The organism is Rufibacter tibetensis (assembly GCF_001310085.1).
GTDB classification, from domain to species: Bacteria; Bacteroidota; Bacteroidia; order Cytophagales; family Hymenobacteraceae; genus Nibribacter; species Nibribacter tibetensis.
This window is the reverse complement of sequence record NZ_CP012643.1, coordinates 3,092,305-3,118,905: the sequence shown is the minus strand read 5'-3', so window position 1 is coordinate 3,118,905 and position 26,601 is coordinate 3,092,305. Positions and strand designations below refer to the sequence as shown.

The window sequence follows — 26,601 nt, the reverse complement described above, 5'->3', positions numbered from 1 at the left end:
ATGAATATCTTTAATATATTAAAAGAAGTAGAAAAAGTAGATCCAGAAATCTTTGACCGGCTGGATCCACGTCGCGCTGTATTCAAACACTTCGGCGGATTTGGAAAGAAACTAGCGGCTGCCGCAGTTCCAATTGCCTTTGGTTCTATGCTTAACAAAGCATACGGACAAACCGCCATGCCTTCTGTACGTGATGTCTTAGAGTTCGCCCTGAAACTGGAGAACCTGGAATATTTCTTCTACAGACGTGCCGCTGATACCAACATCTTCGCTAATGCCGCTGGTAAAACAGCCTTTACGGTGATTAGAGACCATGAAGAAGATCACGTTAACTTCCTGCGCACTGCTATTTCAGGCATGGGAGGCGCTGCGCCAACCACTTATACTGATGCTAACTTTGACTGGACGGCTAAAGGTACTTTGGGCAATGCTACCTTCACTAACTATCCAACCATGCTGGCGGTAGCCCAGGCATTTGAAGATACCGGAGTAAGAGCTTACAAAGGAGCAGCACCTGCCCTTATGAGCAATGACGGTGTACTACAGGCAGCTTTGCAGATTCACTCTGTTGAAGCAAGACACGCGGCACACCTTCGCCGTATGCGCAGAGACATGGCTAACGGAGTTGCTACTAACAAGCCATGGATCACCATGAAAGACAGAGGCGGACTTCCTGCTGCTTTCCAGGGAATCTATGATGGCGAAGAAGTAACCACGCAAGCGGGCGTAAACATAGTAGGTACTTTTGGCGGAATAGCCATTGATGCCAACGCCGCTTCAGAGGCATTTGATGAGCCATTGACCGTTGCACAGGTAAATTCCATTGTGGCACCGTTCATTAAATAACCTCTTAATTCTAAATACATAAGAAAGGCAGCCCCAAAGGGCTGCCTTTCTTATGTTCTATTAATTGTAAAATGAGTATAAAATGTAGGATATTCAGTATAAATACTGGAATCATTTTTTGCATCTTTACGTATTCTTTATACCCAACCAAAATACAACAATCTATACCCTTAAGTCATGTTAGAGTACGTTAAATTAATTTTAAGCAAAGTGAGCTTTGACTCAGGTCTTTTTGAGAAAGAACTGAGAAAAAGCATGAGGATGCTGGTGCAGAAAGAGCTTGAAACCTTACGTGAGTGGTGCTATGCGCACTTTGCTGGCTCCTACGGCAGCATCTTAGACAAGGTCTTCGGAAACGCGGTCGCTGCTTAAGTCGGCTGGTTCGTTTGCCACAAAACGCAGGTTCCTGGTTAATCCTTCAAACCCCGTGCGTTTTACGGCTGATTTTCTGAAAATATCTCTGAACACCTCTTGAGTAAGCTCCACCCAATCGTTTGATGTAAGGTGGAGCAACTCTGGGTGAGGCGCAAAAGCCGGCTCGCGGTGCGCCTTACTGAATCTGTTCCAGGGGCATACATCCTGGCAGATGTCACAGCCAAACACCCAATTACCAAACTTCCCTTCTACTTCCTGCGGAATCTGGTCTTTCAACTCAATAGTGAAATAGGAAATGCATTTGCTTCCGTCTACCACGTAAGGCGCCGAGATAGCATCTGTTGGACAGGCGTCCATGCACTTAGTACAGGTACCGCAATAGTCTTTGATTGGACCATCAGGCTCTAATTCCAAATCCAGGATCAATTCGGCAATGAAGAAGAAACTGCCTACCCCTGGTCTGATGAGGTTACTGTTTTTCCCTACCCAACCCAAACCGCTTTTCTTCGCCCATACCTTATCCATTACTGGTGCGGAGTCCACAAACACCCGCCCGCCTACTTCGCCAATCTCTTCCTGTATGTACTGGAAGAGCGTTTTTAGCTTGTCTTTGATTACAAAGTGGTAATCCTGGCCGTACGCGTATTTAGAAATCTTAAACGTGTCCTCAGGTTGGGTTTCCTCAGGAAAGTAATTCAACAGCAAGCTCACTACAGATTTGGCACCGTCAACCAACAGGCGCGGATCAAGGCGCTTGTCAAAGTGGTTGGCCATGTAGTGCATTTGACCATGCATGTTCTGATTCAGCCAACTTTCCAGCCTAGGTGCCTCTTCTTCTAAAAACTCAGCTTTAGACACACCACAGTACATAAACCCAAGTTCCTGGGCTTTCTGCTTGATGATTTGGGTATGTTTTGGGGCGAGATTAAACATAATGCTTTGGGCAATGATGACCGTTTCTAGTGAACAAAGTTGGCGGAAAAGAATTTCACTTAGCGTAATTTTTCTGATTTAAGCCCATTTTGTGGAATTTGGATACTTCAGCAAGTCCCCCATTTTCTAACTTCCAAATGGGGATACTATCTCTTTGGCCTGTCAATCATAAAAACCACCTTCTCTCTTATGAACAAGATGCTCTTTACCCTACTTTTCACCATACTGGCCTTTACTGCAAAGGCGCAGGAAAAAAACAATGCTGTATCTGGTCAAGCGCCTAAAGTATTAAGACCCAACCAAGAATGGAATTATGCACAAGCCTACCGAAGCGGTAATCTCCTGTATATTTCCGGCACGGTGGCAAGTGGGCCGATGGACAAAGCCATTGAGCAGGTATACCGCACCTTGCAAGCCACGTTGAAACAGTATAACCTAAATTTCACGCATGTGGTGAAGGAAAATTTGTATACCACCAACATGGAAGAGACGTCTAAACACCACTTGGTTCGGAAGAAATTTTATGGCACCCATACTCCGGCTGCTACGTGGGTACAGGTCGTCCGGCTTTTAGAGCCAAATGTGGTGATAGAAGTAGAATTAGTTGCCGAGATCAAGAAAACAGAATAAACTTTATGCTCTTGAAAGCAGAAATCCCCGGCATTGGATAGCCGGGGATTCTTTCAACTATAAACAAGAACTGGAAAACTACTCTGCATTGTCAAATAAGGTGCCGCTGCGCACATGATTAGGCGGAATCTTGCCAAGGTGACGGTAGGCAGCTTCAGTAGCTTCCCGACCGCGGCTGGTACGTTTAATGTAGCCTTCCTGGATCAGGAACGGCTCGTAAACCTCTTCAATAGTCTCGGCCTCATCCCCACAAGCCGTGGCGATGGTAGAAAGCCCGACCGGACCGCCTTTGAACTTGTCAATAATGGTCATGAGAATGCGTTTGTCCATTTCGTCCAAACCGTTATGATCCACATCTAAGGCGTTCAGGGCAAACTGGGCAATCTCTACCGTAATGGTACCATCGCCTTTGATCTGGGCGAAGTCACGGGTCCGGCGCAGCAGGTTGTTCGCGATACGTGGCGTGCCACGGCTCCGGCGAGCAATCTCAAAGGCGGCATCCTCATAAATAGGCGAACCCAGAATTTCTGCCGAACGCTGCACAATAGACGTCAACAACTTGGAGTCATAGTACTCCAGACGCGCATTAATCCCGAAACGAGCCCGTAACGGCGAGGTCAACAAACCTGAACGGGTGGTAGCGCCAATCAAGGTGAAAGGATTCAGGGAAATCTGTACAGAACGGGCATTTGGACCCGAGTCCAGCATGATATCAATTTTATAATCCTCCATGGCAGAGTACAGGTACTCCTCCACAATCGGGTTCAGTCGGTGAATCTCATCAATGAAAAGTACGTCGTTCTTTTCCAGATTGGTGAGCAGCCCCGCTAAATCGCTGGGTTTGTCCAATACCGGACCAGACGTGATTTTGATGTTAGAACCCAATGAGTTGGCGATGATGTGGGACAAGGTGGTTTTCCCCAAGCCGGGAGGTCCATGCAGCAGCACGTGATCCAGCGCCTCGCCCCGCATAATGGCCGCCCCCACAAATACTTTCAGGTTATCTACCACCTTCTCCTGACCGGTAAAGTCACTGAAGTCCAAAGGTCGCAGGGCCTTGTCATACTCCTTCTCGGCGGGGGTTAGGTGATCGGCAGAGCCGCTTAAATAGTCTTCTCTCATGGTAAAAATATCTTGGCAGTGATGCTCAGACGCAGTTGTAAAGATAACAGCATTCCACCTAAAATCGCTCCCTACAGGAACAGAAAAGCTCTAAAATTACTATTATTTTTAACATAACAAATTAAATTCCAATTATTTTAGCAACGCAGATTCAATATATTTCTTGGTTTGCTTCTCTTCTAGTTATCCTGTTTCACCTCAAGCTCAAGGAAGTAGTATAAGCCTTTTCTATTTCCTACCTCTTTCCAAGAAAACAAGTCTAAAGCTAGGTATTTGGTAAAAGCATACAACTTATCAGCCATAAATTGATTTAGACAATAACTACTCCTACGTTGTTGTTTGAAGCCTTTTTTGACATAACAACTTAAAAACAGAGCGCTTTTGGGCATAGATGCTCCAATAAAAATTCACCCCACCACATATTGGAGAAAGATGGACCAGTTCTTGCACTTAGCTTCTACATTAACGGCATCAATGGTTCGCTAACCACGTGCATCACTTAAAAAAGGCAACTCACCATCTTACAGATGCAAACCCAAGAACTTATGAATACCGTTACCTTCTCTACTTTGAAGCAATTAATGGATGACCTGGAGTGCGATGCCCATGACAACCCAGATGCCATTTACGAGATAAGGAACCAGTGCGAGAAAGTGTTGGACCTTATTCAACATTTACAATTCTCTGACAACTCGGCTCATGTTCAACTAGCCACCAAGCAGGCCTTGCAATACATACACTCGGCTTTATCTGCGGCTGAGGTGTACACCGCGAGTTTACATTCAATTGACAGGAAAGAAGACATGATGGATATTTGCGGTCCTGCGCACGCTGGGCTTGAAATCATCTTGAACCTTAACCAGAACTAACGGTTTCAGCTTAACCGGCCTCTATTCTATGGTAGAATGAAAGCCGGATACCTCTTTCTTTGTACCCTATGCCACCATGGTAATGCGCTCCTTCACCGAACTGGCAACCCCACAGCAATGCCACTCTCGTGCTATCTTAAATTCTGAGGTGCCTTTATTATCAGAATAAAGTTATGGATTAGGCTTCCTTTACCTAAAACAGCCTATAAACATGAAAGGCAGCTACGGAAACGTAGCTGCCTTTCATGTTTTACTAGTAGTTCTCTATTTGAACGCCTGAATGCCGGTGATATCAGCGCCGGTAATAAGCAGGTGAATGTCATGGGTACCTTCGTAGGTGATCACACTTTCCAGGTTCATCATGTGACGCATGATCGGGTACTCGCCGGTAATGCCCATGCCTCCGTGAATCTGCCGCGCCTCACGGGCCACGTGCAATGCCATGTCCACACTGTTACGCTTAGCCATGGAAATCTGCTGGGTAGTAGCCTTGCCCTCATTCTTGAGCGTGCCCAAACGCCACACCATCAACTGAGCTTTGGTAATTTCCGTCACCATCTCGGCCAGTTTCTTCTGGATAAGCTGGTAAGAGGCAATGGGTTTATCAAACTGAATACGCTGCTTGGCATAGTTCAACGCAGATTCATAGCAGTCAATGGCAGCCCCAATGGCTCCCCAAGCAATACCGTACCGGGCCGAGTCTAAGCAACCCAAAGGTCCTTTCAAGCCATCAATGTTAGGCAAAAGGTTCTCTTTGGGCACTTTCACGTCTTCAAACACCAGCTCGCCGGTGCTGGATGCACGCAAACTCCATTTATTGTGAATTTCTGGAGTAGAGAAGCCTTCCATGCCACGCTCCACAATCAAGCCTTTGATTCTCCCTTGTTCGTTCTTTGCCCACACCACCGCTACTTGGCACTCCGGTGAATTAGAGATCCAGAGTTTGGCCCCGTTGAGTAGATAATGGTCGCCCATGTCTTTGATGTTGGTGATCATGCCGCCTGGGTTTGACCCAAAATCTGGCTCTGTTAACCCAAAGCAGCCCAACCACTCACCGGTGGCCAACTTAGGCAGGTACTTTTTGCGCTGCTCTTCAGAACCATAGGCGTAAATAGGATACATGACCAAAGAACCTTGCACCGAAGCCGTAGAACGCATGCCAGAGTCGCCGCGCTCAATTTCCTGCATGATGATGCCATAGCTGATGTAGTCCAGTCCGCCGCCTCCGTATTCCTCCGGGATGGTCGGACCAAAGGCCCCCACTTCTCCAAACTTAGGTACAATCTCAGACGGAAAATGCGCGTCCTGCGCCCACTTCTCAATGTTAGGGGAAATTTCGCGACGCACGAAGTCACGCATGGTCTGCCGGATGAGTTTGTGCTCATCGGTAAGCAGGTCGTCTACGTTGAAATAATCTGGGGCGCTGGAATTGTCTGTAGCCATAAGTTCTAAGATACCGTCAATGTCTGTTTCCAAACTTAACAAGAAACCTGCCCCTTGCCAACACTTGTTAGCAAAACCTTTCAAGACATCAGTTTCGCTCTGTGCTTTTGTGCTGTTTTCCTGAAAACAGGTATAAAACAGGGGGATTGATGCCAGTTAAGTAGTATACAATACTTCCGCTGGCGCGACCCTCCGGCTCGTGTCCGCACGCATTCATGAACCTTCCCTTCATTTTGTCATCCTGCAAGGATCTTGTGAACGAACGGTGGAGTCGCTTCCAAGGCCGTTTTGGTTCACACACAAGATCCTTGCAGGATGACAATGGAGAGTTAAAAAGTCTTTAAATCCGAGTACTGAACCTTTGGAACGAGAACTAAAGAACTTATCAGCAATACGTGCGGACACGAGCTGGAAGCTCGCGCCAGCGGTTTCGTTCCTTCTTAAAACAAGAAGTCCCTGGCAGCGCAAACTACCAGGGACTTCTTGTTTAAGGCTGCTTTCGGGAAAGAAGCTTAGAAACGCAGGCTGATTTGCGCCATGTAGTTTCGGGGTGCTTGCGGGAAGTAATAGTTATAGTCATAGCGATTGGTATCGCCGGAATACAACTCAGTGAAGGTGTAGCCGTTGGCTTCGTATTCTTCATTAAGCACGTTGTTCACCAGTAAGCCCAGTTCAATTTCCTTCATCCAGTTCACCGGCTTGAAACGATAGAACACACGCACATCACCTACCTCATACGGTTTCAGGCGGCGGCTTTCACTGCCGGTATTGTCCAGGAATTGCTCACTTACGGTTTTATACTGGAACGCGAACCGAAGCCCGGTTACCGGCTGCACCTCTAATTGAGTAGAGGTCACAAAACTTGGCGAATAAGCAATAGTGGTCTCATCATACTGGTTCACCACTACATCTTCAGGATTGTAGTCTATGGGCAACGTCTCGGTAAACTGTTTAATGCGGTTGCGGCTCAACGACAAGTTAGTAGTAAAGCGGGCAAACTCTCCCAGACCTACTCCGGCAGCCACTTCCACGCCGGTGCGGTAACTTTCCGGGATGTTGGTCCTCAAAGCCGTTCCTACGTCATTAAGTTGACCAGTTAGCACCAGTTGGTCTTTGTAGTCCATGTAGAAGTAGGTCATATCTGCGGTGATGTTCAAGGGCAAGCCATTCAGTTCACCAATGGGTTGGTTCAGGCGGTAACCGGCTTCCCAGTCAACCAGGCGCTCTGGCTTGGCGCGGTCTGAAACCGGACGGTCAGTGAAGTCAGAACGGGTAGGCTCGCGGTGGCTCACGGCCACAGATGCGTACAGGTTGTGCCGGTCAGAAAGGGAGTACGTCACCCCTGCTTTGGGGTTGAAGAAGTTGTAATCGGCGCGGGTGGTCACATCACGTTGATCATCGTCTAAACCATCTACTTTGTAATTCACCGTACGAAGCTGCAGATCCCCGAAGAAGCTCAACTGCTCAGTGGCCTGAAGCGTTGCCTTACCGTACACGTTGAAGTCGGTTTTCACGGCATCATTGTCATAGTAGCGGTGGCGTGGCCGGATGGTAGAGGCATACTGCGCCCAGATCACTTCTCCGAAGTGCGCGCCTTCATAGCGGTTCCAGCCACCACCTAAAACGGCAGACAGCTTATTAGTACCTCTGTATTGCAGGGCGAAGGTGCTTCCGTAGAAATCATTGTCCAGCCACTTCCGGCCCACCAGATCAGTACGGGTGATGGAAGTTCCGCCTATGGTTACCGGCGGAATGTTGTAGTTCCTAAGCCGCTCATTCACCTTGAACTGCTCATAAAACCCGAAGCCGCGCGTGTAGTGCAGCGCCGCGTTGAGCGACAAAGCCGGGCTGAACTCATGCCCGTAGTGCAGTTGGTAGTGGTACTGCTGGTAATTGTCCACCTCGTTGTCATACGGTATGTCAGTGCTGCCATAATCTGTACCAGCGGAGTTGAAGCGGCGGTTGGTTTTCAAGGTTTCCTCGTCTACCCCGTTCCAGGCCTGGTACGTGATCTCATGGCCACCAAACACCACCACCTTTAGCAGGTCTTTGGCACCGTAATAGCCACCAGACAAATAGAACGATTTAAGGTTAGAAGACGCCCGGTCAATGTAACCATCAGAAGTGATCCTGGACAAGCGGCCATCTACGGCGAACTTACCGCCCAGCAAACCAGTGCCAAACTGCACGTTGTTTTTCCAGGTGTTGTAAGAGCCGTAGGCATTGTCAGTGCGGGCGTACGCCTCGGGGCTGGCATCCTGCGTCTGCAGGTTCAGGCTGGCGCCAAAGGCTCCGGCGCCATTGGTAGATGTCCCTACCCCACGCTGAATCTGAACATCCTGTAAAGACGAAGCGAAATCGGGCATGTTTACGAAGAACACGCCGTGGCTTTCGGCATCATTCACCGGAATTCCGTTCACGGTTACGTTGATACGGGTAATGTCTGAACCCCTGATGCGCATGCTGGTGTAACCTACTCCGGCTCCTGCATCTGAATTGGTGACCAAAGATGGCGTGTTTTCCAGCAAATAAGGCAAATCCTGCCCGAAATTGCGGCTTTCCAGCTCCTGCTTGCCTATGTTGGTGTAGGTGGTACCCGTCTTCTCATTGGCGCGGGTGGCGGTTACCAGTACTTCTTTGGTAGCCACGCTGGTGCGGGTAAGAGAAATTTCAAGGGGTTGGGCAATGGGCAAGGTGACAGATTGGGTACCGGAGGCATAGCCCAGGTAGCTTACCTGTAAGGTATAGTCTCCGGCAGGAAGATTGGAAAAAGCAAAACGGCCTGAGGCATCGGTGAGGGTGGCACGGTTGCCAGAAGTAAGCCTAACAGTACTACCGGTAAGGGGTGATTGGGTCGCAGCATCAACTACGCGGCCAGATAAGGTATTCTGTGCCATGGCAAACCAAGGCAGCAGGCAGCCCAAGAGCAGGGCTAAAGCTTTTTTCATGCGAAAAGATAAAAATAATAAAACAACCAGGAGCCACCAGGGGCCGGTGCTCCCACTCTGTTTTGTTCCCTTGTTTTTCCCTCCGTCGGCATTACCCGGATCAGGTTCAATGGGTATGATCTCAGCCCGTTATCTTAAGGCACCCCTAAACTGAGGCAAAGCTACGCCCGGTCTTTTTCAAAACCAACCGGCCTCACAACTTATATGATTTTTTTTGCTTTCGTGCTCAACATAGGGAGGCGACCATACGTTGAACAAGGAAGAGACGCCAACCGGCTGTGGATGTGATGTGAGACTTTTAATTCATCTGATTTTATGATGATCGTATACTCTTTGGCCATGTTTGCCTTGATTGCTTTTTTGGCGCTGGCCCCCCGTAAACGACTTAGCGTACCTCCGCAAGATGACAGCGACGATGACGGAGGCGAACCCCTCAATGATGGGTTGCCCGATCTGGACCTTCCACCAGGCATTTGCCTGCCTATTAATGACTGGGAACCTGATTACAACCGGCCGCAGGTAAAATCCTCTACTCTGTAGTAATTAGCAAATTCCATTGAACGAAGTACCCAACCCGGAAGCATGGTGATACAGCCAAGCTTCCGGGTTTTCGTTTTAATCCTGGTTTCAGAAAATGGCCCACAAAATCCAATCTAATCAGGGCTATATTCTTGCCTTTCCTCAACTCCATGGCACAAAAAAAGGTCAGTACTGACTTAGTGCTGACCTTTCCTTAAAGTAGATTTAATTACTTCTTAGCTACTGATTCTTGTTTGGCCACCAGTTCAATGTTCAACTCCACGTCGTCCTGAATGGCTTTATCACCCAAGTTCTCAAAGAAGTTGCCAGAACGGAATTTGACATCCCATTTGGTGCGGTCAAATTTGAAGTTGGCCTTGGCAGTGGCTACTCCTTTTTTCAAGGTTACCAGTGCCGGGAAAGAGATTTGGTTTGAAATGCCTTTAATGGTGAGGTCACCGGTAATGGTGTAATTAGCAGTACCCGATTTAGCGTTTGCTCTTGGTGCGATGTTGGTGATGGCAAACATGGCCGTAGGGTTTTTCTCCACAGAGAAGAAATCATCTGATTTCAGGTGATCTACCAACCGCTTGTTTGAACCGCCCTGCAGGTCATTGCAGGTAATAGAGTTCATGTCCATGATGAACGTTCCGCCGCGTAGGGCTGTCCTGTCTAACAGAATGGTTCCGCTAGCAAGGGTAATGTTGCCATTGTGCTCACCGGCTACTTTACGGCCAATCCAGGTGATTTTGCTTTCAGCAGGAATCACTTTGTAATTCTGAATAGCAACCGCCACTGATTTCTTTGGTGCTGTTTTCTTCTCCGGCGAACCCGGTGAAACTACGGTAAAAGCAGAAGCCCCTATAGTAGCAGCAACCATAAGAGAGAGTAACACTTTTTTCATGGGAATAAACACGTTAAGGGGTAAGTATAAAGGGTTTAAAGCTTTAAGTTAAGCAAAATTAGCTTCTGATTTTGTCAAGCAGGCTACTTAATTGTTCTGCCTCTTCCGGCGTGAGACTTTTCAAGCCAATCAGGCCACCATCGCCCAGAGAATCCATCTCCTGCAGCAAGTTCAGTCCCTTCTCGGTGATGAGGATATCAACGGTCCGGCGGTCTGTAGGGCATTGCTTGCGTGTCACCAGTTCTTTCGCCTCCAGCTTGTCAACAATGCGTGACGCATTAGAGGTTTTATCTAACATACGATCTATTAGCAGGTTCACCGTGGCGGGTGTAGGGTATTGCCCTCGCAGGATACGCAGCACATTGTACTGGGGCAACGTAACCCCGAATGGTTTGAACAGCGTCGCCTGTCTTTGGTCTAACCAGTTAGAAGTATAGACCACGTTTATATAGGCTTTTTGGTAAACGTCTTTAAAAGCGCTTTGCTTTATTTCTTCTTCGATTTTCATGTAATCTTGATGCTTTAGGGGATTTTCAAATATAGGTTCCTGCCGCAGAATCAGCAACATAGCCACCGTATTTCTGCCTATCTCTTAAAGATACAACCAACATCGGGCTTCCATCGTGCGTATTTCCCCTACATCTACTTTTAAAGGCAAATGACAGACTTTTTTCTGATTTCGTGGTCAGAAATGTTTTCCAGTCCAGAAAACATGATCAGATACGGCGGACTCACGCTTATTCTCATTGTGGTTTTCGTGGAAACGGGTTTACTTATTGGCCTGGTCATCCCCGGAGGCGACTCGCTTTTACTGGCTACGGGCTTGTTGGCGGGAGCTGATGTGCTGCAAGTGCCTTTGGGTGTGCTTCTGGTCAGCATGACGGCGGCCGGAGTGGCCGGAGACCTTCTGGGCTACAGCCTTGGCAAGAAGATGGGCAAAAAGCTCTACCGGAAAAAAGACACCTGGTACTTCAAACGGAAGAACCTGGACCGCGCGCAACAATTCTACAAGGAGAAAGGAAAGTCGGCTATTGTGCTGGGCAAGTTTGTGCCCGTGGTACGTACTTTTAACCCCTTGTTGGCGGGCGTGACGGGCATGCCCCTTGGCCGGTTTGCCTTGTTAAGTTTATTGGGTACCGCTCTCTGGATTTCCTCGTTGGTGGTGGCTAGTTATTACCTGGGCCGGCAGTTTCCCCAAATGAAAGACTACCTGCACTACGCTATCCCGGTTATTATTTTTCTATCTATTCTGCCGGGCTTTATCCAATACATGAAAGAGCGCAGAAAGGGAGCCGATGCATAAGCCATTTTCGACACTGCCTGATTTCGATCAGTTTTTAGGAAATTAACGTATAAATACCGCAACCAATCAAGCTCCCTATGCTACAACGTATTCTCTTGGCTAGTGCCCTTCTGCTAGGTATTTTGGCTTCTCCTATGTTGGCGCAAGCGCAAACTGCTTCTATCCGAAAAAGTGAGAGCGGCCGCACCACCACCACCAGCGTTACCCCGTTGCGAAAAGGTATTATCATGCGCAACGGAAGATTGATGGATGTCAAAGGCAAAGATTTTACCCCTTTGGCGCAAGGCAGAACTTTCCCTAACGGCTCCATTTTACAGCCAAACGGATCTCTTACGTTGACTGGCGGCGAAGTTCTTCAACTGAACGAAGGAGATTATGTTGACCTAAAAGGAAATCTGCATAGGTCAACCGTCATCACCCAAAGAACCACTACCGTCTCCGGCGACACCACCGGAATTGGGAAACAACTTTTGCAAGCGCAGCAAATGAATGACCGGTTAAAGCTCCTGCAAGAGAAACAACGTGTTCTGCAGTTCAAAACCGAGCTCCTGCAGAAGACTGCGCAGAACAAGTCCAACCAAGCCGAGTTGAAAAAACTGGACGCAGACTTGTCTAAGCTTGAACAACAGCTTTCCGCTGAGGAAAAGAAGAATTAAACTTTCTTCTTTTTAAATGAAAAATAAGAGAGCGAATTTCAATTTAAAGCCCTAACCGAATAAGCGCTGCTTCTAATCTGGGGTCCAGTGATTCTGTAGTAGAGCTGCTTCTTGCTTAACTCTTAAATCCGTTTCCAAAGGTGATGGGTTTGATTGATTAAAGCCTTCCAGTTCACTAAATGTAAAGAGGGGCCTGCCTTTTACTTCTTCATAAATCCGGCCAATGTATTCTCCTAAAATACCTACTCCAATTAGCTGGACTGCCCCTAAGAAAAATACGGCAATCAGGATAGTTGCATAGCCTGTAAATTGAGAGTCAGATTGGAAAACACGCCAGTAGAAGACCATTCCAGCCATCACCAGTGCTACTAAAGCAGACACTAACCCTAAGTATGTAGAAATCTTTAGCGGAACTCTGGAAAAAGAAAAGATACCGTTAAAAGCCAGGCCTAATAATTTGCCTAAAGTGTATTTCCTCTCACCAGCAAACCTGGGGTCTCGTTCAAAAGGTACTGCTACTTGCTTGAAACCAACCCAGGTACGAAGCCCTCGGATATAACGATTACGCTCAGGCATCGCGTTCAGAACATCTACTACTCTTCGGTCAAGTAAGCAGAAATCCCCGGTATCTGTAGGGATAGTGATGTCAGAGAGCCGCTGCAGCATTCTGTAGTAGGTATAAGCGGCCACTCTTTTGTAAAGCACCTCCTTGTGGCGAACTGTTCTTTGCGCATACACCACTTGGTAACCTTGCTTCCACTTTTCAACAAGCTCAGGGATCAACTCTGGAGGATCTTGCAAATCTGCATCTAAGATTATGACCGCCTGCCCCCTTGCATAATGTAAGCCTGCTGTGACGGCAACCTGGTGGCCAAAATTTCTGGCCAAACTAATATAGGCCACCCGCTTATCCTGATGGCGCAACTCTCTGATAAGTTGCAGAGACCTGTCTTTGCTACCGTCGTTAACTAAAATTAACTCTACTGGGCCATCTAACCTTTCCATTATTCCGCATAATCTCTGATATAGAGTTTGCAAAATCTCTTCTTCATTGTAGACAGGAACTACCAGGGAATAGGTGGGTGCCATAAGAATATTTTGATTAAACAATTACAAGGTCCAACTCTTCATCTTTCCAAGACAGATTACTGAGTCCATCTTCAACTACAAACCTATGGTACAGTTTACTAGTGAATGACTTTAACAATTATATGAATTTTTAATTAAAATTTATAACTTTATACACCATATTACTTTTCACTAAAATAAACTGGCTTCCATATGCCTCGCCAAATTGAGTAATGATTTTCTGAAATCCTCTAATTTTAGGATGACAGCTATGAAGTAACACAGAAATTCATCTAACCAGAATTTGTAAATAGTTTTATAAGGTTAAAAAGTGATACTACTTTATATTCAACTTATAACATAAGTTGAATATAAATACTGCTATTATTGACATTTTATATTACCACATTGTATTAACATAACAGTGTTGCATAAAACTTAAAATAGTTAAACCCAATGCCCATTATAAAAGAAACTTCAAAACTCCATCAACCTGAATTGATTTCCCAAACAGCCCAAGACAAATACTTAGTTGTAAAGGACTGCATTTTTCTAGCAAGTATTCTTTTGATTTTACAGGGATTTATGATTTGGGGCTTAGGTTTCTATAGTGATGACTGGGCATTTCTTTCCCTTTTCCATGGTGCTGAAGATCAAAGCATATTAGGGCTTATTCGTGATTTTTTCACGCAAGACCCAATTGCCAGAATGCGCCCTGTTCAGATAGTTAACCTGGCTATTTTGTATTCTTTCTTTGGCAGCAATCCCACAGGGTATCACATCATTAACTCCCTATTTGTATTGTCAGTAGTCGTCCTGATCTACTTAAGTCTTCGACTAGTGAAAGTACCTCGCTTACTCTTGATAGGAATTCCGTTGATTTATGCAACTCTTCCACATTTTTCTACTGATCGTATCTGGATGTCCACTTTTCACACGAACATTAGCATAACATTCTTCTTTTTGAACTTCATTTCAATTATTAAATGTCTTCGAACACAGGGCAGAGCAAGTTGGGCATGGGGTATACTTAGCTTAGCTAGCGTAGTCTTAAGCATCTTGTCTTATGAAGTGATATTACCTCTATTCTTAGTAAGCTTTGTTGTTATTTCATGGCATACAAAAAAAACAGGGAAATTTTCATTTGCTGCTTTTAACAAGAAATCCAAGCTGTTATTGTTCGCTAATTTCTTAGCATTTTGCTTTTGCATTCTATTTAAGGCCTGGATATCTATTAGAACTGGGGGGTTTTACACAAGCTATTGGCAGCACTTATGGCTTGTTTTTACTTCTGTTATTAAAAACGACTTTATCATTTTTGGAATCAAACTACCAAAGGTTATTTGGCAGATTTTTGCAAATCATTCCAATCTTACTTTGGTAGCTGTTGGTATCCCATTAGGAATCTTCATCTTCAACTACCTGCAAAAGGTAAGCGCTGAACTTTATAAACCCCTGTTATGGATAAAGGTGATTTTAGCAGGGGTAGTGGTTTACTGGGCTGGCTATGCAATATTCCTGACTACAGCTCAATTTGATCCCCATCCAACTGGTTTATCAAATAGAATAACCATGGCAGCGTCTTTAGGAGTAGCCACTTGCTTTTTAGGGGCAATCGGGCTTACTTCTTTTGTATTACCGTCTGCCCGCTTAAGGAGAAACATGATTTCTGTTTCAATTGCCTCCTTGTGCACTATAGGGTTCATGATTAATTACACTATTGCTACCTTCTTCCATAAGACCTTTCCTATTCAATTAGAAATCCTTAGTGATGTACAGAAAAAATTTCCTGTTTTAACTGAGAACTCAGTTTTGATTCTAGATGGTATTTGCCCTCACATTGGTCCGGCACCCGTCTTTGAGTGTTTTTGGGATGTTTCAGGAGCTTTAAGGATTTCCTACGACCTGAAGAAGGTAAGAGGAGACGTGCGTACTGACCTATTCAAATATAATGAGCAAGGTGTCACAACTACTGTATATGGAGAAGAGGTATTTTACCCTTTTGGTGAGAACCTCATCTTATACAATTACCAAAGCAAACAAAAGGTAGTTCTAACTGATAAAAAAGCAGCAGATACTTATTTTGCAGGTAACTTAACTGCTTGCCCAAAAAGCAAAGCAGGACACGGGGTTTCTATTTTCTAAGTAACTTCTATCTAAAGGCTCGTTTAACTTTCAAAAATCTTGTTTCTTTCAAGAAGATGCCTGTTAATACAAGCTTAAAAGAAAATGTCACGCGTTTAGAGACGGCAGATGAAAATGGTATGGATAGCACAAAGTAGTGCAATTGAGGACGCAAATCCCTTCGTTTGATAGATGCACTAAAAGCATGCTCAACTACTGAGAGCAGCTGTTTACAGAAAACACAAACCAAAAGGCCATTAGCTTCTTGCAGCTAATGGCCTTTTGGTTTGTGTAGAGAATATGTTTTGTTTTACAAGCTTATTTTGAAAGAACAATCCCATCCAGACTTTGAGGCTGTTTCCTTTAAACAAGCCTTAAAACGTTTCTGAACCTAGGGTTGCTCTACCGGATACAACCTGCCGGCTTCTTCTTTTACCAATTGGAACGGCTCGTCTTTTACTACTAACATTCCGTCCAAGTCTAACAGGTCTACGCCGTGAGCTAGTTGCAGGCCTGACCAAATGGCCATGGATGTTTCCATCATGCAGCCAATCATGGTTTTCATGCCCAGTGACCTGGTCTTTTGCAGAATGGCCAATCCGTTCAAATAGCCTCCGGCTTTCATCAGCTTCATGTTTACCCCGTGAAATTGCTGCTGCAACAGTTCCCAATCGGCGTGGTCTGTGACAGACTCATCGGCGAAAAGGTCATAAGGAGAGCGCTTTTTTAAGTACAGGTACTCTTCTTGCAAACCGGAAGGCATGGGCTGCTCAATCATGAGAATGGGGTACTTCTTAATGCCTTCAAAAAACCGCATGATAGAATCGGGGTCCTGCCAGGCTTCGTTTGCATCTACAATAAGGCCTTGGCTTGTGGCTTTGGTTACTTCAGAAAGCATGTCCAGGCCGCTTACCTGGTTTACTTTCACCTTGAGGTACTCAAACCGGTGAAGCCCGTGCTCTTTGGTGAAAGCTGCTATCTTACCAGGCTCCATGATGGGGTAAGAATAGGCCGTTGGGGCAGAAGTGACAGGCTGAACGCCTAAAAACTCAGAAACGGTTTGCCCATTCTTGCGGCAGAGGTAGTGCACAAACGCAGATTCAATGGCAAAGCGCAGGGCCGGCAGCACCGGGTGCAGGCTCATGAGGTGCTGTAATTCTTCTATGGAGGCAACATGGTCCAGCCCGTTCGCATGCAGGTTTTGGAACTGCTGTTGCAGCAAAGCAGGCGTTTCACCATAGCGCGTGTTGGGAGCGGCTTCTCCCCTGCCCTGCACCCTTTCGTCTCCTACAGTCACAAAAAGATTGGTTTTCACGTCTGAGGCATCGCGGGAGATTTTCCAGGTATAACGCAGGGTGAGGTCCCGGGCCTCCAAATTCCATAGTAGCATAGTGATAAGTAGCGTTTGCGAGGCTCAAGTGTAGTAAAAAAGAAGCAAAGCCCAATAAAAAACGTGTTTTTGCCCGTGCTCCACAAAAAACAGCCAGACAAGGCTAACGCTCTTTAGGAACCGGAAGAAAAAAGTATATTTGTAGGTTCCCATGCCGTAACAGGTCATGTGAACCTTCATCCAGACCAAACTAAAAACCGTTGCTTTTTCCTTTGCCTGAGGAAAAAGGATTAACTCTTTTATGAAAAAATCCACCCTCGCCTTAGTGGCTTTTGTGATTATCACGGTGGCTGTTGTGCTCACGCTATGTCAGAACTACGGCTATGTCAACCTTCCGGAAGTTGTGCTTACCGCCGCCCGCTGGGCTGGTATTGGGGTACTGATTCTGTTTGCCGCCAAGAAAAAATCCCTGACCACCTGGATTCTGGTGAGCATGGTCATTGGCGCCGAAATTGGGTACAGTTTCCCGGCCTTTGCCTCAGGGCTTAACGTTTTAAGCAAGATTTTCTTAAAAATGGTGAAAACCATCATCGCGCCGCTCATTTTCGCAACGCTGGTGGTAGGTATTGCAGGCCACTCCAACCTGAAACAGGTAGGCAAAATGGGCGGGAAAGCGCTAATCTATTTTGAGATTGTGACCACCATTGCCCTTTTCATCGGCTTGGCGGCCATTAACATCAGCCGTGCCGGCGAAGGCATTGTGCTAAGAGGTGAAACGAGTGACGAGATCACCGCCCCACCGCCCCAAACCTGGCAGGATATCATTTTGCACATCTTTCCAGAAAACATCGCTAAATCGGTGGCCGAAGGACAAGTGCTGCAGATTGTGGTGTTCAGCGTACTCTTCGGGATTGCCCTGGCTATGCTGAATGAGCGCAAACGCCGTCCGTTGCTGGAAGTGACGGAGAGCCTCGCTGAGACCATGTTCAAGTTCACCAACATCATCATGTTCTTCGCCCCTATTGCCGTAGGCGCCGCTATTGCCTACACCGTGGGGCACATGGGCTTCGGCATTCTGGTGAACCTGTTTAAGTTGCTGGCCACTCTTTATGTGGCTTTGGTGGCATTCCTGTTGCTGGTGCTGCTACCGGCGGCGCTTCTCTTCCGGATTCCAGTAAAGATGTTTGTACAGGCCATTGCGGAACCCGTTTCCATTGCCTTTGCCACCACCAGTTCAGAAGCTGCCCTGCCTCGTGCCATGGAGGCCATGGAGTCCATAGGCGTGCCGCGTAAGATTGTGGCCTTTGTGATGCCGATGGGCTACAGCTTCAACCTGGACGGTTCAACCCTGTACCTGTCGTTGGCTTCGGTTTTCGTGGCCCAGGCTGCCGGCATTGAGATGCCGTGGGAACAGCAGTTGCTGATGGTGTTCACCCTCATGCTGACCAGTAAAGGAATTGCCGGGGTGCCTCGCGCTTCGTTGGTGATCTTGCTGGGAACGGCCGCTTCGTTTAACCTGCCGGTAGAACCAATCTTCATCATTTTAGGGATTGACGAACTGATGGACATGGCCCGCACCTCGGTGAACGTAATAGGAAACTGCTTGGCCACTGCGGTGATTGCCCGTTGGGAAGGTGAGTTCGTGGATTTGGACGCTCCTCGTGCCTTGGAAACAATCTAAGCACAGAAGTTTCCTCCTATGGGATATCTTTTGGACACGATAATTCGTTTTTCCATTATCATCCCGTTTTAACCGCTTTAAAGCACTGTTGAAGATGCATTACCGTTTAGTTTTCCTTGCCCTGTTAGTTTTTGGGTCTTTTTCCTGCGCTCGCCAAGCTACTTCTTTGTCTACCTCCGGTGCCGCTGAGCAATCGTCTGGCTATTCTTCAGCCGGGCAAACCGGCCTTGACCAGCATTTGAACCGAGAAGAAAAGAACGTTGCCGGAAACGAGAACATCCTGATCGGGCCCAGCAACCGCGTAGCGTATGAGGCCGAACCTTACAGTAAGTGGTTTCACCCAGCCTACCAACGGTACACGCCCAATGCCAAGATAATGGAGGAATTGCAGCCCCTGCTGGAAAACGTGTCTATAAAAGCCTACGCTGGCAGCTGGTGCATGGATAGTCAGCGTGATTTACCCCGCTTCTACAAAGTGATTGACCAAGCGCATTTTCCGCATTCCCGTTTCAATGTATACAATCTGCGTGAAGACAAGACCAGCCCCAGCGGTGAGGAGAAATCAGCCAATATCACGGCTGTTCCTACCTTCATCCTATACCGTGATGGCAAGGAAGTAGGTCGCATAGTAGAGTCTGCGTACCCTACTATTGAAATGAACATGCTCACCATCTTGAAAGGCACTCCTGCCAAATAAGCTATTTTGAGCCTGGTTTAAGCAAAACAGGTTCTAAACAAAAATCATCAAAAGAAGCTGCCTTCTCCTGAGCACATCAGAAAGAAGGCAGCTTCTTTTTTGCCCTTCTTTCAGCCTTTTCACATTGCTCTACTATAGCCAATTCCAACCATTTTACTAGGTTTAAGCTACTGAGGCAAAAGCACAATGAACATGACCGAACTACATCTAGCTGGGTCCTTCCCGTAAAAAGGTGTATTTTTGCCCGAATTCTTGTATCAATGCTTTCTTTAGTTTCCTCCCCCGTTTCCCGAAAAGCCCATCGTTTAGCCGTTAGTGCCTTATTCTTCCTGCAAGGCCTTTGCTTCTCCAGTTGGGGTTCCCGCATTCCCAGCATCCAGCAAAAGCTTCACTTGTCTGAGGCCGAATTAGGGGGCGTGCTCTTTTCGTTGCCCGTGGGGCTCATGCTTTCTTTGCCGTTTACAGGTTGGCTTACCTCCAGAATTGGCAGCCGGAAAGTGGTCACCATTGCTTTGCTTATCTACAGCACCACGCTGGTAATGATTGGCATGAGCCAGACCACGCTGCATTTGGTGGCGGTGCTTTTCTTGTTTGGGTTTGCGAGCAACATGGCCAACATCTCTGTGAATACACAGGCAGTGGGCGTAGAAAGCCTGTACAACAAGTCCATCATGGCCTCTTTCCACGGATTGTGGAGTTTGGCCGGCTTCTTCGGGGCCGCCATAGGTACGGTCATGATTGGGGCCGATGTGGAGCCGCTTCAGCATTTCTTCGTGATCATGGCAGTAGTCTTGGCCGGGGTTGCTGTTGCCTACCAATATGCCTTTCCGAAAGATGCTCCCGCTCCTGCTGATCAGCCTCTTTTTGTCATGCCAGACAAGTCGCTCATGGGCTTGGGCCTTATTGCGTTTTGCTCTTTGATTTGTGAAGGAGCTATGTTTGACTGGAGCGGGGTGTACTTCCAGAAAGTGGTAGGCGCTGAAAAAGCCTGGATTGCCGCCGGGTATACCGCTTTCATGAGCACCATGGCGTTCACCCGCTTTATAGCAGATTGGCTTACCACAAAATTAGGCTTGAAACGCGTGCTGCAGTTAAGCGGTATTTTCACGGCGGTAGGCCTGATGATCTCCGTTCTCCTCCCTAATCTGGTTACCGCGATTATAGGCTTTTTATTGGTAGGGGCCGGCGTTTCAGCGGTAGTACCGTTGGTGTATGGCGTGGCGGGCAAAACCAAAACCATGGCACCAAGCATGGCACTTGCCGCAGTATCCACCATTGGTTTTGCCGGGTTCCTGGTAGGCCCTCCCCTAATTGGAATGCTAGCCGGAATCAGCAGCCTTCGGCTTTCCTTTGCCACCATTGCCCTGATGGGGATAGGCGTAGCCTTGCTTTCCAGCCGAATCAAAACAGAGGAAGGGTAAGTCTTTGCTTAGCTAAGTATTCAGGTCGATTAACTTTCCTCCATCTTTTGCATTTAGAGTGCATCTGGTTTGCTGCTTCAAGATGTGACTTTGCTACCCCATTTAAGCCTGTTTTCTGAAATAAGGACTCAAAACAAAACGGCATCCTTGCTTGTGATGCGCAGAATATTTCCTTCCTTTAAAGATTCAGGCTTTGCCTTTCTACGGCCATTGCCAGTAATTTATTTACTTATTGCCATGAAACGCCGTAAGCTACTTCCTGTACTCTTTTCCTTTCTTTTCCTGATGAGTTCTTCCACCACCTGGGCTCAGGCCCATAAGTTTGACCAGTACCCTACCCCAAAACAAGCCAATCTCTGGACCGAATATAAACCCGAGGGGACCACGTTCAAGCTTTGGTCACCGGTGGCTGAGGAAGTGGTGGTCAAATTCTATGACAAGGGCTATGGAGGAACCGTGCGCGAAAAGCGTTCCATGCGAAAAGGAGAAAAAGGCCTGTGGCGGCTTGTGGTTAAAAAAAACCTGCAAGGCGTTTACTATACTTACCATGTGAAAGTAAGTGGCCATTGGCTGGATGAAACGCCCGGAATTTACGCTACGGCCGTAGGCGTGAACGGCCAACGGGCCATGGTATTGGACCTGGCTTCCACTAACCCAGCGGGCTGGGCGCAAGACAAAGGACCAACCGTCAAAATGCCCAATGAAGTGGTTTTATGGGAAGCCCATGTGCGTGACATTACTTCCCACGCAAGTTCGGGCAGCTCCCGAGTGGGCAAATTTTTGGGTCTTACGGAAAAAGGCACCAAATCACCGAAAGGGTTTTCCACGGGCATCGACCACATGAAAGAGCTAGGTGTGACGCACGTGCACCTGCTGCCTTCTTTTGATTATCGGTCTATAGATGAAAGCAAGTTAGACCAACCGCAGTTCAACTGGGGCTATGACCCGCAAAACTATAACGTGCCGGAGGGCTCCTACTCCTCAGATCCTTATAACGCCGAGGTAAGGATAAAGGAATTCAAGCAGATGGTGAAAGAGTTCCATGACAACCAGCTGGGCGTGGTTCTGGATGTGGTGTACAACCACACAGGCCTGACCAAGGGCTCTAACTTCAACCTGGAGTTCCCGGATTATTATTACCGGCAGAAAGAAGACGGGCATTATTCAGACGCCTCGGCCTGCGGAAATGAGACGGCCAGCGAACGTGCCATGGCCCGTAAGTTCATCATGGAGTCCTGTAAATTTTGGGCAAAAGAATACCATATAGACGGATTCCGATTTGATTTGATGGCCATCCATGACCTGGAAACCATGAACCAGCTCACGGCTGAACTCAAGAAGATCAACCCCAACATCATCATTTACGGCGAAGGTTGGACCGCCGGCAGCAGCCCTTTGCCTGACTACGCCAAAGCGCTTAAAGCCAACACGCACCAACTCACCCACACCAGTGCCTTCTCAGATGACCTTAGAGACGCCATCAAGGGTTCCGTCTTTGACGAGAAATCCACCGGCTTCGTGAATGGCGCCAAACACACAGAGGAGTCCATCAAGTTTGGCGTAGTGGGCAGTGTGCCCCATCCACAGGTAGAAATCCACCACGTAAATTACTCCAAAGCCTTCTGGGCACGGGAGCCCTGGCAGGCGGTGAACTATGTCTCCTGCCATGACAATCTCACGCTGTTTGACAAACTGAAAGTCTCCCGGCCTGATGCCTCTCCGGAGGAATTGAAAAAAATGAACCTGCTCTCAGACGCCATCGTGCTGACAAGCCAGGGAACACCCTTCTTACACGCCGGAGCCGAACTGTTGCGCACCAAAAACGGAGAGCATAACAGCTACAATCTGCCAGATGCCATCAATCAAATCAACTGGGACTGGAAAGCCGAACATCCGGACGTGTTTACCTACTACAAAAACCTCATTGCTCTCCGTAAGGCCCACCCAGCGTTCTGGATGCCTACTACCCAAATGGTCAACCACCACCTGGAGTTTGTAACCACTGAGCCGGGCTTAGTGGGCTACAAACTAAAAGACTACGCCCACGGCGACTCTTGGAAAAACATCCTGGTTTACTACAATGGCCGCGAGGAAGCCGCTGAGGTTCCACTCCATGGAGAATGGACTGTGGCCGTAGAAGAGGAGGTAATACACCTGAACGGTAGCCGCCAGGTAGAAGGCCACATACTGGTTCCGCCAGTTTCTATGCTGGTGCTGTTCCAAAAGTAGTCTGGCTTGGTAGACAAAAAATCACCCAGCCCTGTTTTGAAGCAGCTTTCCAAAAAATAAACTAAAACGTAATAAGCTGGCAAAAAGGGAGGTGGAAGATTGGTGATAAGAAGTATTTCTACTGAGTAGAAATCCGGGGGAAGTTCTGTTGTCGTAAGTGGGGCATCAGTATCTAACCAATCCAAACAAACCAAAATGAAAAAATCATTTTTCCTATTGACCTTAACCGGAGCTCTGGCTCTGGGAACTCTTACTGCGTCGGCTCAAACTACAACAACCAAAACCAAAACTACCAAGACCAAGTCTAAAACCACTGGCACTGCTAAGAAAGAAGGTGTTATGGTAGGTGGTGCCATGATGGTGCCTTCTAAAAACATTGTGGCAAATGCCCTTGGCTCCAGTGAGCACACCACCTTAGTGGCTGCGGTAAAAGCTGCCGGTCTGGCCGAAACCTTGATGGGCACCGGTCCATTTACCGTTTTCGCTCCTACCAACGCTGCTTTTGACAAGCTACCTGCCGGCACAGTGGAGACCCTGCTTAAGCCAGAAAACAAAACAAAATTAGCTTCAGTCCTGACCTACCACGTGGTACCAGGCAGATTACAAGCCAAAGACCTGAAAGATGGCCAGAAACTGACTACCGTGCAGGGCGAAACCCTAATGGTTAGCAAAAAAGGCAACATGGTGATGATCAACGGTGCCCAAGTTTCTACCGCAGATGTAATTTCCAGCAACGGTGTTACCCACGTAATTGACACCGTGGTGCTGCCAACCATGTAATTCAACTTGTTTATAGTCTTACATTTAAGAAGCCTGCTTATAGCGGGCTTCTTTTTTGGGCTATTTTCAGAAATAAACCCTTAAACCTGAAAGAGAAAGACTACCTTTTGAGCACAGAATCTACATTGAAAGAGCAGTGAACTTCTTTTGGGGTTGTTTTTCCTTTTTAGGTGCGTTTGTATTATCCTGGAGGAGGCTTTTTTGTATCTGGTCTGTGAGTTTTCCGTTTAAAACCCTGTATGCTATCAACCGATTTCCAAATCAGTGCTTCCTCATTCCCGTTCAAGGCAAACCTTAGCCTGAAGCCCATTATTACCTATTGGCAGCAGTTTCAGGATGACTGCAAAAGCAGCTTCATGCTGTGCTCCCAGGAAATAGACCGGCAACTGCAAAACCTTCCGGAATTACTAGGCCCCATCACAGATCTTAACAAGCTTGGCCCAGACCATCATTGCCTTATTGACTTGCTGATGACGGCAATCTTTCCGCCGGCCACGCAAGAGTCTGAGGCCAGCGGCGCGGTAGGCCCTTTATATGACGCAAGCTTCTATTACACGCAGCCGTTCAAGCAAATCATCTTAACGGATCATAAAACCCTGAAACGCCCCCTGAACATTGACGAGCATCGCATGCTCTTCAACCGGGTGCGCATGGTGTACCTCATGATTCTGGAGAAATTCTACCAGGTGCAGGTTCCGCACGAAGAGTTTCTTATTTATACCGTTCCAGATTATCAATTGGGCTTGTACCGCCACTACAACGTGGTGCTGAACACCCAGTTTCTAGACATTACCCCTACCAAGGCTCTTCCTGAACTTTCTGAAGATGATATTCAGACCATGCTGGACAACATCCGGGACATGGACATCTGGATGGAGCTTCTGCCCCCTGAAAACTTTGAGATCAGCGGATTTTATATCATGAACTTGGTAGACGTCACCGATCAGGAAGTGCTTTCTTCTTTGAAAAACGATCTGTTGGAGCGCGACGTCATGTTGGCGCCTGACCGTTTTGAGCAGTTGCAGGAAAAAATCAGGATCCTCTTCAAACGGCCTCACCTGCAACTGGGAGTGGCGGCATTCCATAAAAACAAAAGCGCGTTCGTCAACTTCGGAAATAAAATTAACCACAGCTTTCTGCTGCAGAGCGAAATTACCAGCACCAGTTATGCCGGCTTCAAAGCAATCTATGACGAACTGGTAGGTGTAGGCGTGCCGCTGGTAGTGAAGAACGTGGAGTCCACAGACGAGCTGCCGGAAGGCGTGCGCGAAGAGATGCTGAGCATGGGCATCAAAAACATTGTGCTGGCCCTGCTCAGGTACGGTGATGACCCCATTGGTATTCTGGAGCTTGGTTCGCCTAATCCCGGAGACCTGGACAATTTCTCTATTGCCAAGGTAGAGCAGTTTCTGCCCTTGTTTTCCGTGGCGGTAAACCGGAACTCGGAAGAGATAGAGGCCCGGGTGCAATCGGTCATCCGAGAAAAGTTTACGGCCATCCACCCTATTCTGGAGTGGCGGTTCAGGGAGGCGGCCCTCAACCTTTTAGACAAGATGAACGCCTCTCCTACCGGTCCTACCCCAGAGATGGAACCCATTGTCTTCTCAGACGTGTACCCCCTGTATGCGGTGGCCGATGTACGTGGCTCCAGCACTGAGCGGAATACGGCTATTTTAGGTGACTTAATGGAGCATTTGCAACTGGCGGAGGGTGTCTTGAGAAGAGCCGTGGAGGTACATTCCCTGCCCATTCTGGATGAGCTCCGGTTTTCAGTCTCAAAGCATTTGCGGCAACTCAAAAAAGGAGTTTTGGTGCAGGATGGTATCCTGATTTTTGAGACCCTGCGTACCCAGGTAGAACCCATGTTCCATTTCCTGGAAGCAACCCATCCTGAGTTGTCAGAGCATATTCAGGAGTACCGGGAAGCCATGGATCCTTCCCTGGGCATCCTTTACAAACGCCGGAAAGCTTTTGAGGAGAGTCTCACGCTCATCAACGAGACCATTGCCGAATACGTGGAGCAAGAAGAGCTCAATGCGCAACAGATGTACCCGCATTATTTTGAGAGGTTTGTCACCGATGGTGTGGAATTCAACATCTACGTGGGCCAGTCTCTGGTAGAAAATCAGCCTTTTGATTTGATGTTCCTGCGGAACCTGCGTCTATGGCAGTTGATGGTGGTGTGCGAGATGGCCAGACGTACCCACGCGCTTAAACCAAAGCTGAAAGTGCCCCTGGAAACCACTCAATTGATTCTAATTCATAGCCAGCCTTTGGCCATAAAGTTCAGGCAGGACGAACGGAAATTTGACGTGGACGGCGCCTACAATATTCGGTACGAGATTGTGAAGAAGCGCATTGACAAAGCCCTCATCAGGGGCACCGAAGAACGCCTTACCCAACCCGGAAAGATCGCCATTGTCTATTCTCAGGCCCGTGAAGCGAACGAGTACCTGGAGTATATTGAATACCTGCAGAACAAAGACGTGCTCACCGATGAAATTGAGCAACTGGAAGTAGAAGACCTTCAGGGAGTGAGTGGTTTAAAAGCCTTGCGGGTACAAATAAAGAGTTGAGAAATAAGTTAAGGTTCTTCCTACGGTCCTCCTCCAAAGCCTTCCTATTTCGCATGAGCAAAGAAAACTCCTTATAAACAGAAGACCGGCTCCAAAGCAGAGCCGGTCTTCCGTTTTTAAGGAGTTTTGGATAAACCGGTAGTAAAC

The 26,601-nt window shown here is 47.4% G+C and carries 22 protein-coding genes and 1 riboswitch; of the genes, 14 read left to right on the top strand and 8 right to left on the bottom strand.

Features of this window, described 5'->3' with window-relative positions; translation table 11 throughout:
• Positions 1–846 (top strand): ferritin-like domain-containing protein, encoded by an 846-nt coding sequence (locus DC20_RS12725; protein ID WP_062544172.1) that lies wholly within the window; start codon positions 1–3, stop codon positions 844–846.
• Positions 847–1,023: 177 nt separating this feature from the next.
• Complete coding sequence (locus DC20_RS12720; protein WP_062544171.1) at positions 1,024–1,218, top strand: hypothetical protein; 195 nt, start codon at positions 1,024–1,026, stop codon at positions 1,216–1,218.
• Here the strand turns inward: DC20_RS12720 and queG are convergent.
• Positions 1,183–2,154, bottom strand: coding sequence for a tRNA epoxyqueuosine(34) reductase QueG (gene queG / locus DC20_RS12715; protein ID WP_062544170.1), 972 nt, complete (start codon positions 2,152–2,154; stop codon positions 1,183–1,185). The two genes, DC20_RS12720 and queG, sit on opposite strands and share 36 nt — an antisense overlap.
• A gap of 189 nt (positions 2,155–2,343) precedes the next feature.
• On the opposite strand from queG, the gene DC20_RS12710 reads away from it, so the two are divergent.
• Positions 2,344–2,784 (top strand): RidA family protein, encoded by a 441-nt coding sequence (locus tag DC20_RS12710; RefSeq protein WP_062544169.1) that lies wholly within the window; start codon positions 2,344–2,346, stop codon positions 2,782–2,784.
• A 78-nt stretch (positions 2,785–2,862) separates the two neighbouring features.
• Here DC20_RS12710 and ruvB read toward each other — a convergent pair whose 3' ends face one another.
• The gene (gene ruvB, locus DC20_RS12705) at positions 2,863–3,906 is read right to left on the bottom strand and encodes a Holliday junction branch migration DNA helicase RuvB (RefSeq protein WP_062544168.1); all 1,044 of its coding nucleotides are present in this window, start codon (positions 3,904–3,906) and stop codon (positions 2,863–2,865) included.
• A gap of 545 nt (positions 3,907–4,451) precedes the next feature.
• Between ruvB and DC20_RS12700 the strand changes: the two genes are divergently transcribed.
• Positions 4,452–4,775 (top strand): hypothetical protein, encoded by a 324-nt coding sequence (locus DC20_RS12700; protein ID WP_157593155.1) that lies wholly within the window; start codon positions 4,452–4,454, stop codon positions 4,773–4,775.
• Between the two features lie 264 nt (positions 4,776–5,039).
• Here DC20_RS12700 and DC20_RS12695 read toward each other — a convergent pair whose 3' ends face one another.
• Entirely contained in the window at positions 5,040–6,218 is a 1,179-nt protein-coding gene (locus tag DC20_RS12695; protein WP_062545949.1) for an acyl-CoA dehydrogenase family protein, read from the bottom strand.
• Between the two features lie 512 nt (positions 6,219–6,730).
• A complete protein-coding gene (locus DC20_RS12690) occupies positions 6,731–9,166 on the bottom strand; it encodes a TonB-dependent receptor (protein WP_062545948.1) in 2,436 nt (811 codons plus the stop codon).
• A 59-nt stretch (positions 9,167–9,225) separates the two neighbouring features.
• Positions 9,226–9,323, bottom strand: a riboswitch (TPP riboswitch).
• Positions 9,324–9,481: 158 nt separating this feature from the next.
• Here DC20_RS12690 and DC20_RS12685 point away from each other — a divergent pair.
• The gene (locus tag DC20_RS12685; protein WP_062544166.1) at positions 9,482–9,706 is read left to right on the top strand and encodes a hypothetical protein; all 225 of its coding nucleotides are present in this window, start codon (positions 9,482–9,484) and stop codon (positions 9,704–9,706) included.
• A gap of 208 nt (positions 9,707–9,914) precedes the next feature.
• Here DC20_RS12685 and DC20_RS12680 read toward each other — a convergent pair whose 3' ends face one another.
• Both DC20_RS12680 and DC20_RS12675 read right to left on the bottom strand, forming a co-directional pair.
• Entirely contained in the window at positions 9,915–10,589 is a 675-nt protein-coding gene (locus tag DC20_RS12680; protein ID WP_062544165.1) for a YceI family protein, read from the bottom strand.
• Between the two features lie 58 nt (positions 10,590–10,647).
• Positions 10,648–11,097, bottom strand: coding sequence for a MarR family winged helix-turn-helix transcriptional regulator (locus DC20_RS12675; RefSeq protein WP_062545947.1), 450 nt, complete (start codon positions 11,095–11,097; stop codon positions 10,648–10,650).
• A 150-nt stretch (positions 11,098–11,247) separates the two neighbouring features.
• Here DC20_RS12675 and DC20_RS12670 point away from each other — a divergent pair, with 150 nt between their 5' ends.
• Positions 11,248–11,892: a DedA family protein gene (locus DC20_RS12670; protein WP_062544164.1), complete on the top strand. Its 645-nt coding sequence runs from the start codon at positions 11,248–11,250 to the stop codon at positions 11,890–11,892.
• Positions 11,893–11,969: 77 nt separating this feature from the next.
• Positions 11,970–12,548, top strand: coding sequence for a DUF6799 domain-containing protein (locus tag DC20_RS12665; RefSeq protein WP_062544163.1), 579 nt, complete (start codon positions 11,970–11,972; stop codon positions 12,546–12,548).
• A gap of 72 nt (positions 12,549–12,620) precedes the next feature.
• Here the strand turns inward: DC20_RS12665 and DC20_RS12660 are convergent, their stop codons facing one another.
• Positions 12,621–13,637 (bottom strand): glycosyltransferase family 2 protein, encoded by a 1,017-nt coding sequence (locus DC20_RS12660; RefSeq protein ID WP_062544162.1) that lies wholly within the window; start codon positions 13,635–13,637, stop codon positions 12,621–12,623.
• A gap of 435 nt (positions 13,638–14,072) precedes the next feature.
• On the opposite strand from DC20_RS12660, the gene DC20_RS12655 reads away from it, so the two are divergent.
• On the top strand, positions 14,073–15,761 hold the full coding sequence (locus tag DC20_RS12655) for a hypothetical protein (RefSeq protein WP_062544161.1): 1,689 nt from the start codon (positions 14,073–14,075) through the stop codon (positions 15,759–15,761).
• A 370-nt stretch (positions 15,762–16,131) separates the two neighbouring features.
• Here DC20_RS12655 and DC20_RS12650 read toward each other — a convergent pair whose 3' ends face one another.
• Positions 16,132–17,130 (bottom strand): enolase C-terminal domain-like protein, encoded by a 999-nt coding sequence (locus DC20_RS12650; protein WP_071885451.1) that lies wholly within the window; start codon positions 17,128–17,130, stop codon positions 16,132–16,134.
• Between the two features lie 241 nt (positions 17,131–17,371).
• Between DC20_RS12650 and DC20_RS12640 the strand changes: the two genes are divergently transcribed.
• From DC20_RS12640 to DC20_RS12615, 6 genes are all read left to right on the top strand, one after another.
• Positions 17,372–18,751 (top strand): dicarboxylate/amino acid:cation symporter, encoded by a 1,380-nt coding sequence (locus tag DC20_RS12640; protein WP_062544158.1) that lies wholly within the window; start codon positions 17,372–17,374, stop codon positions 18,749–18,751.
• Positions 18,752–18,845: 94 nt separating this feature from the next.
• Positions 18,846–19,448: a thioredoxin family protein gene (locus tag DC20_RS12635; RefSeq protein WP_062544157.1), complete on the top strand. Its 603-nt coding sequence runs from the start codon at positions 18,846–18,848 to the stop codon at positions 19,446–19,448.
• Positions 19,449–19,708: 260 nt separating this feature from the next.
• Positions 19,709–20,869, top strand: a complete 1,161-nt coding sequence (locus DC20_RS12630) for an MFS transporter (RefSeq protein ID WP_062544156.1) — start codon at positions 19,709–19,711, stop codon at positions 20,867–20,869.
• Between the two features lie 237 nt (positions 20,870–21,106).
• Positions 21,107–23,098, top strand: coding sequence for a type I pullulanase (gene pulA / locus DC20_RS12625; protein ID WP_062545946.1), 1,992 nt, complete (start codon positions 21,107–21,109; stop codon positions 23,096–23,098).
• A gap of 195 nt (positions 23,099–23,293) precedes the next feature.
• Positions 23,294–23,878: a fasciclin domain-containing protein gene (locus DC20_RS12620; RefSeq protein WP_062544155.1), complete on the top strand. Its 585-nt coding sequence runs from the start codon at positions 23,294–23,296 to the stop codon at positions 23,876–23,878.
• A 239-nt stretch (positions 23,879–24,117) separates the two neighbouring features.
• Positions 24,118–26,454: a hypothetical protein gene (locus DC20_RS12615; protein ID WP_062544154.1), complete on the top strand. Its 2,337-nt coding sequence runs from the start codon at positions 24,118–24,120 to the stop codon at positions 26,452–26,454.
• The last annotated feature ends 147 nt before the right edge of the window (positions 26,455–26,601 follow it).

What these genes read in the sequence shown, in the direction of transcription:
- DC20_RS12725 (WP_062544172.1), top strand. Translation starts at nt 1, where the DNA reads ATGAATATCTTTAATATATTAAAAGAAGTAGAAAAAGTAGATCCAGAA.
- DC20_RS12720 (WP_062544171.1), top strand. Translation starts at nt 1,024, where the DNA reads ATGTTAGAGTACGTTAAATTAATTTTAAGCAAAGTGAGCTTTGACTCA.
- queG (WP_062544170.1), bottom strand. Translation starts at nt 2,154, where the DNA reads ATGTTTAATCTCGCCCCAAAACATACCCAAATCATCAAGCAGAAAGCC.
- DC20_RS12710 (WP_062544169.1), top strand. Translation starts at nt 2,344, where the DNA reads ATGAACAAGATGCTCTTTACCCTACTTTTCACCATACTGGCCTTTACT.
- ruvB (WP_062544168.1), bottom strand. Translation starts at nt 3,906, where the DNA reads ATGAGAGAAGACTATTTAAGCGGCTCTGCCGATCACCTAACCCCCGCC.
- DC20_RS12700 (WP_157593155.1), top strand. Translation starts at nt 4,452, where the DNA reads ATGAATACCGTTACCTTCTCTACTTTGAAGCAATTAATGGATGACCTG.
- DC20_RS12695 (WP_062545949.1), bottom strand. Translation starts at nt 6,218, where the DNA reads ATGGCTACAGACAATTCCAGCGCCCCAGATTATTTCAACGTAGACGAC.
- DC20_RS12690 (WP_062545948.1), bottom strand. Translation starts at nt 9,166, where the DNA reads ATGAAAAAAGCTTTAGCCCTGCTCTTGGGCTGCCTGCTGCCTTGGTTT.
- DC20_RS12685 (WP_062544166.1), top strand. Translation starts at nt 9,482, where the DNA reads ATGATGATCGTATACTCTTTGGCCATGTTTGCCTTGATTGCTTTTTTG.
- DC20_RS12680 (WP_062544165.1), bottom strand. Translation starts at nt 10,589, where the DNA reads ATGAAAAAAGTGTTACTCTCTCTTATGGTTGCTGCTACTATAGGGGCT.
- DC20_RS12675 (WP_062545947.1), bottom strand. Translation starts at nt 11,097, where the DNA reads ATGAAAATCGAAGAAGAAATAAAGCAAAGCGCTTTTAAAGACGTTTAC.
- DC20_RS12670 (WP_062544164.1), top strand. Translation starts at nt 11,248, where the DNA reads ATGACAGACTTTTTTCTGATTTCGTGGTCAGAAATGTTTTCCAGTCCA.
- DC20_RS12665 (WP_062544163.1), top strand. Translation starts at nt 11,970, where the DNA reads ATGCTACAACGTATTCTCTTGGCTAGTGCCCTTCTGCTAGGTATTTTG.
- DC20_RS12660 (WP_062544162.1), bottom strand. Translation starts at nt 13,637, where the DNA reads ATGGCACCCACCTATTCCCTGGTAGTTCCTGTCTACAATGAAGAAGAG.
- DC20_RS12655 (WP_062544161.1), top strand. Translation starts at nt 14,073, where the DNA reads ATGCCCATTATAAAAGAAACTTCAAAACTCCATCAACCTGAATTGATT.
- DC20_RS12650 (WP_071885451.1), bottom strand. Translation starts at nt 17,130, where the DNA reads ATGCTACTATGGAATTTGGAGGCCCGGGACCTCACCCTGCGTTATACC.
- DC20_RS12640 (WP_062544158.1), top strand. Translation starts at nt 17,372, where the DNA reads ATGAAAAAATCCACCCTCGCCTTAGTGGCTTTTGTGATTATCACGGTG.
- DC20_RS12635 (WP_062544157.1), top strand. Translation starts at nt 18,846, where the DNA reads ATGCATTACCGTTTAGTTTTCCTTGCCCTGTTAGTTTTTGGGTCTTTT.
- DC20_RS12630 (WP_062544156.1), top strand. Translation starts at nt 19,709, where the DNA reads ATGCTTTCTTTAGTTTCCTCCCCCGTTTCCCGAAAAGCCCATCGTTTA.
- pulA (WP_062545946.1), top strand. Translation starts at nt 21,107, where the DNA reads ATGAAACGCCGTAAGCTACTTCCTGTACTCTTTTCCTTTCTTTTCCTG.
- DC20_RS12620 (WP_062544155.1), top strand. Translation starts at nt 23,294, where the DNA reads ATGAAAAAATCATTTTTCCTATTGACCTTAACCGGAGCTCTGGCTCTG.
- DC20_RS12615 (WP_062544154.1), top strand. Translation starts at nt 24,118, where the DNA reads ATGCTATCAACCGATTTCCAAATCAGTGCTTCCTCATTCCCGTTCAAG.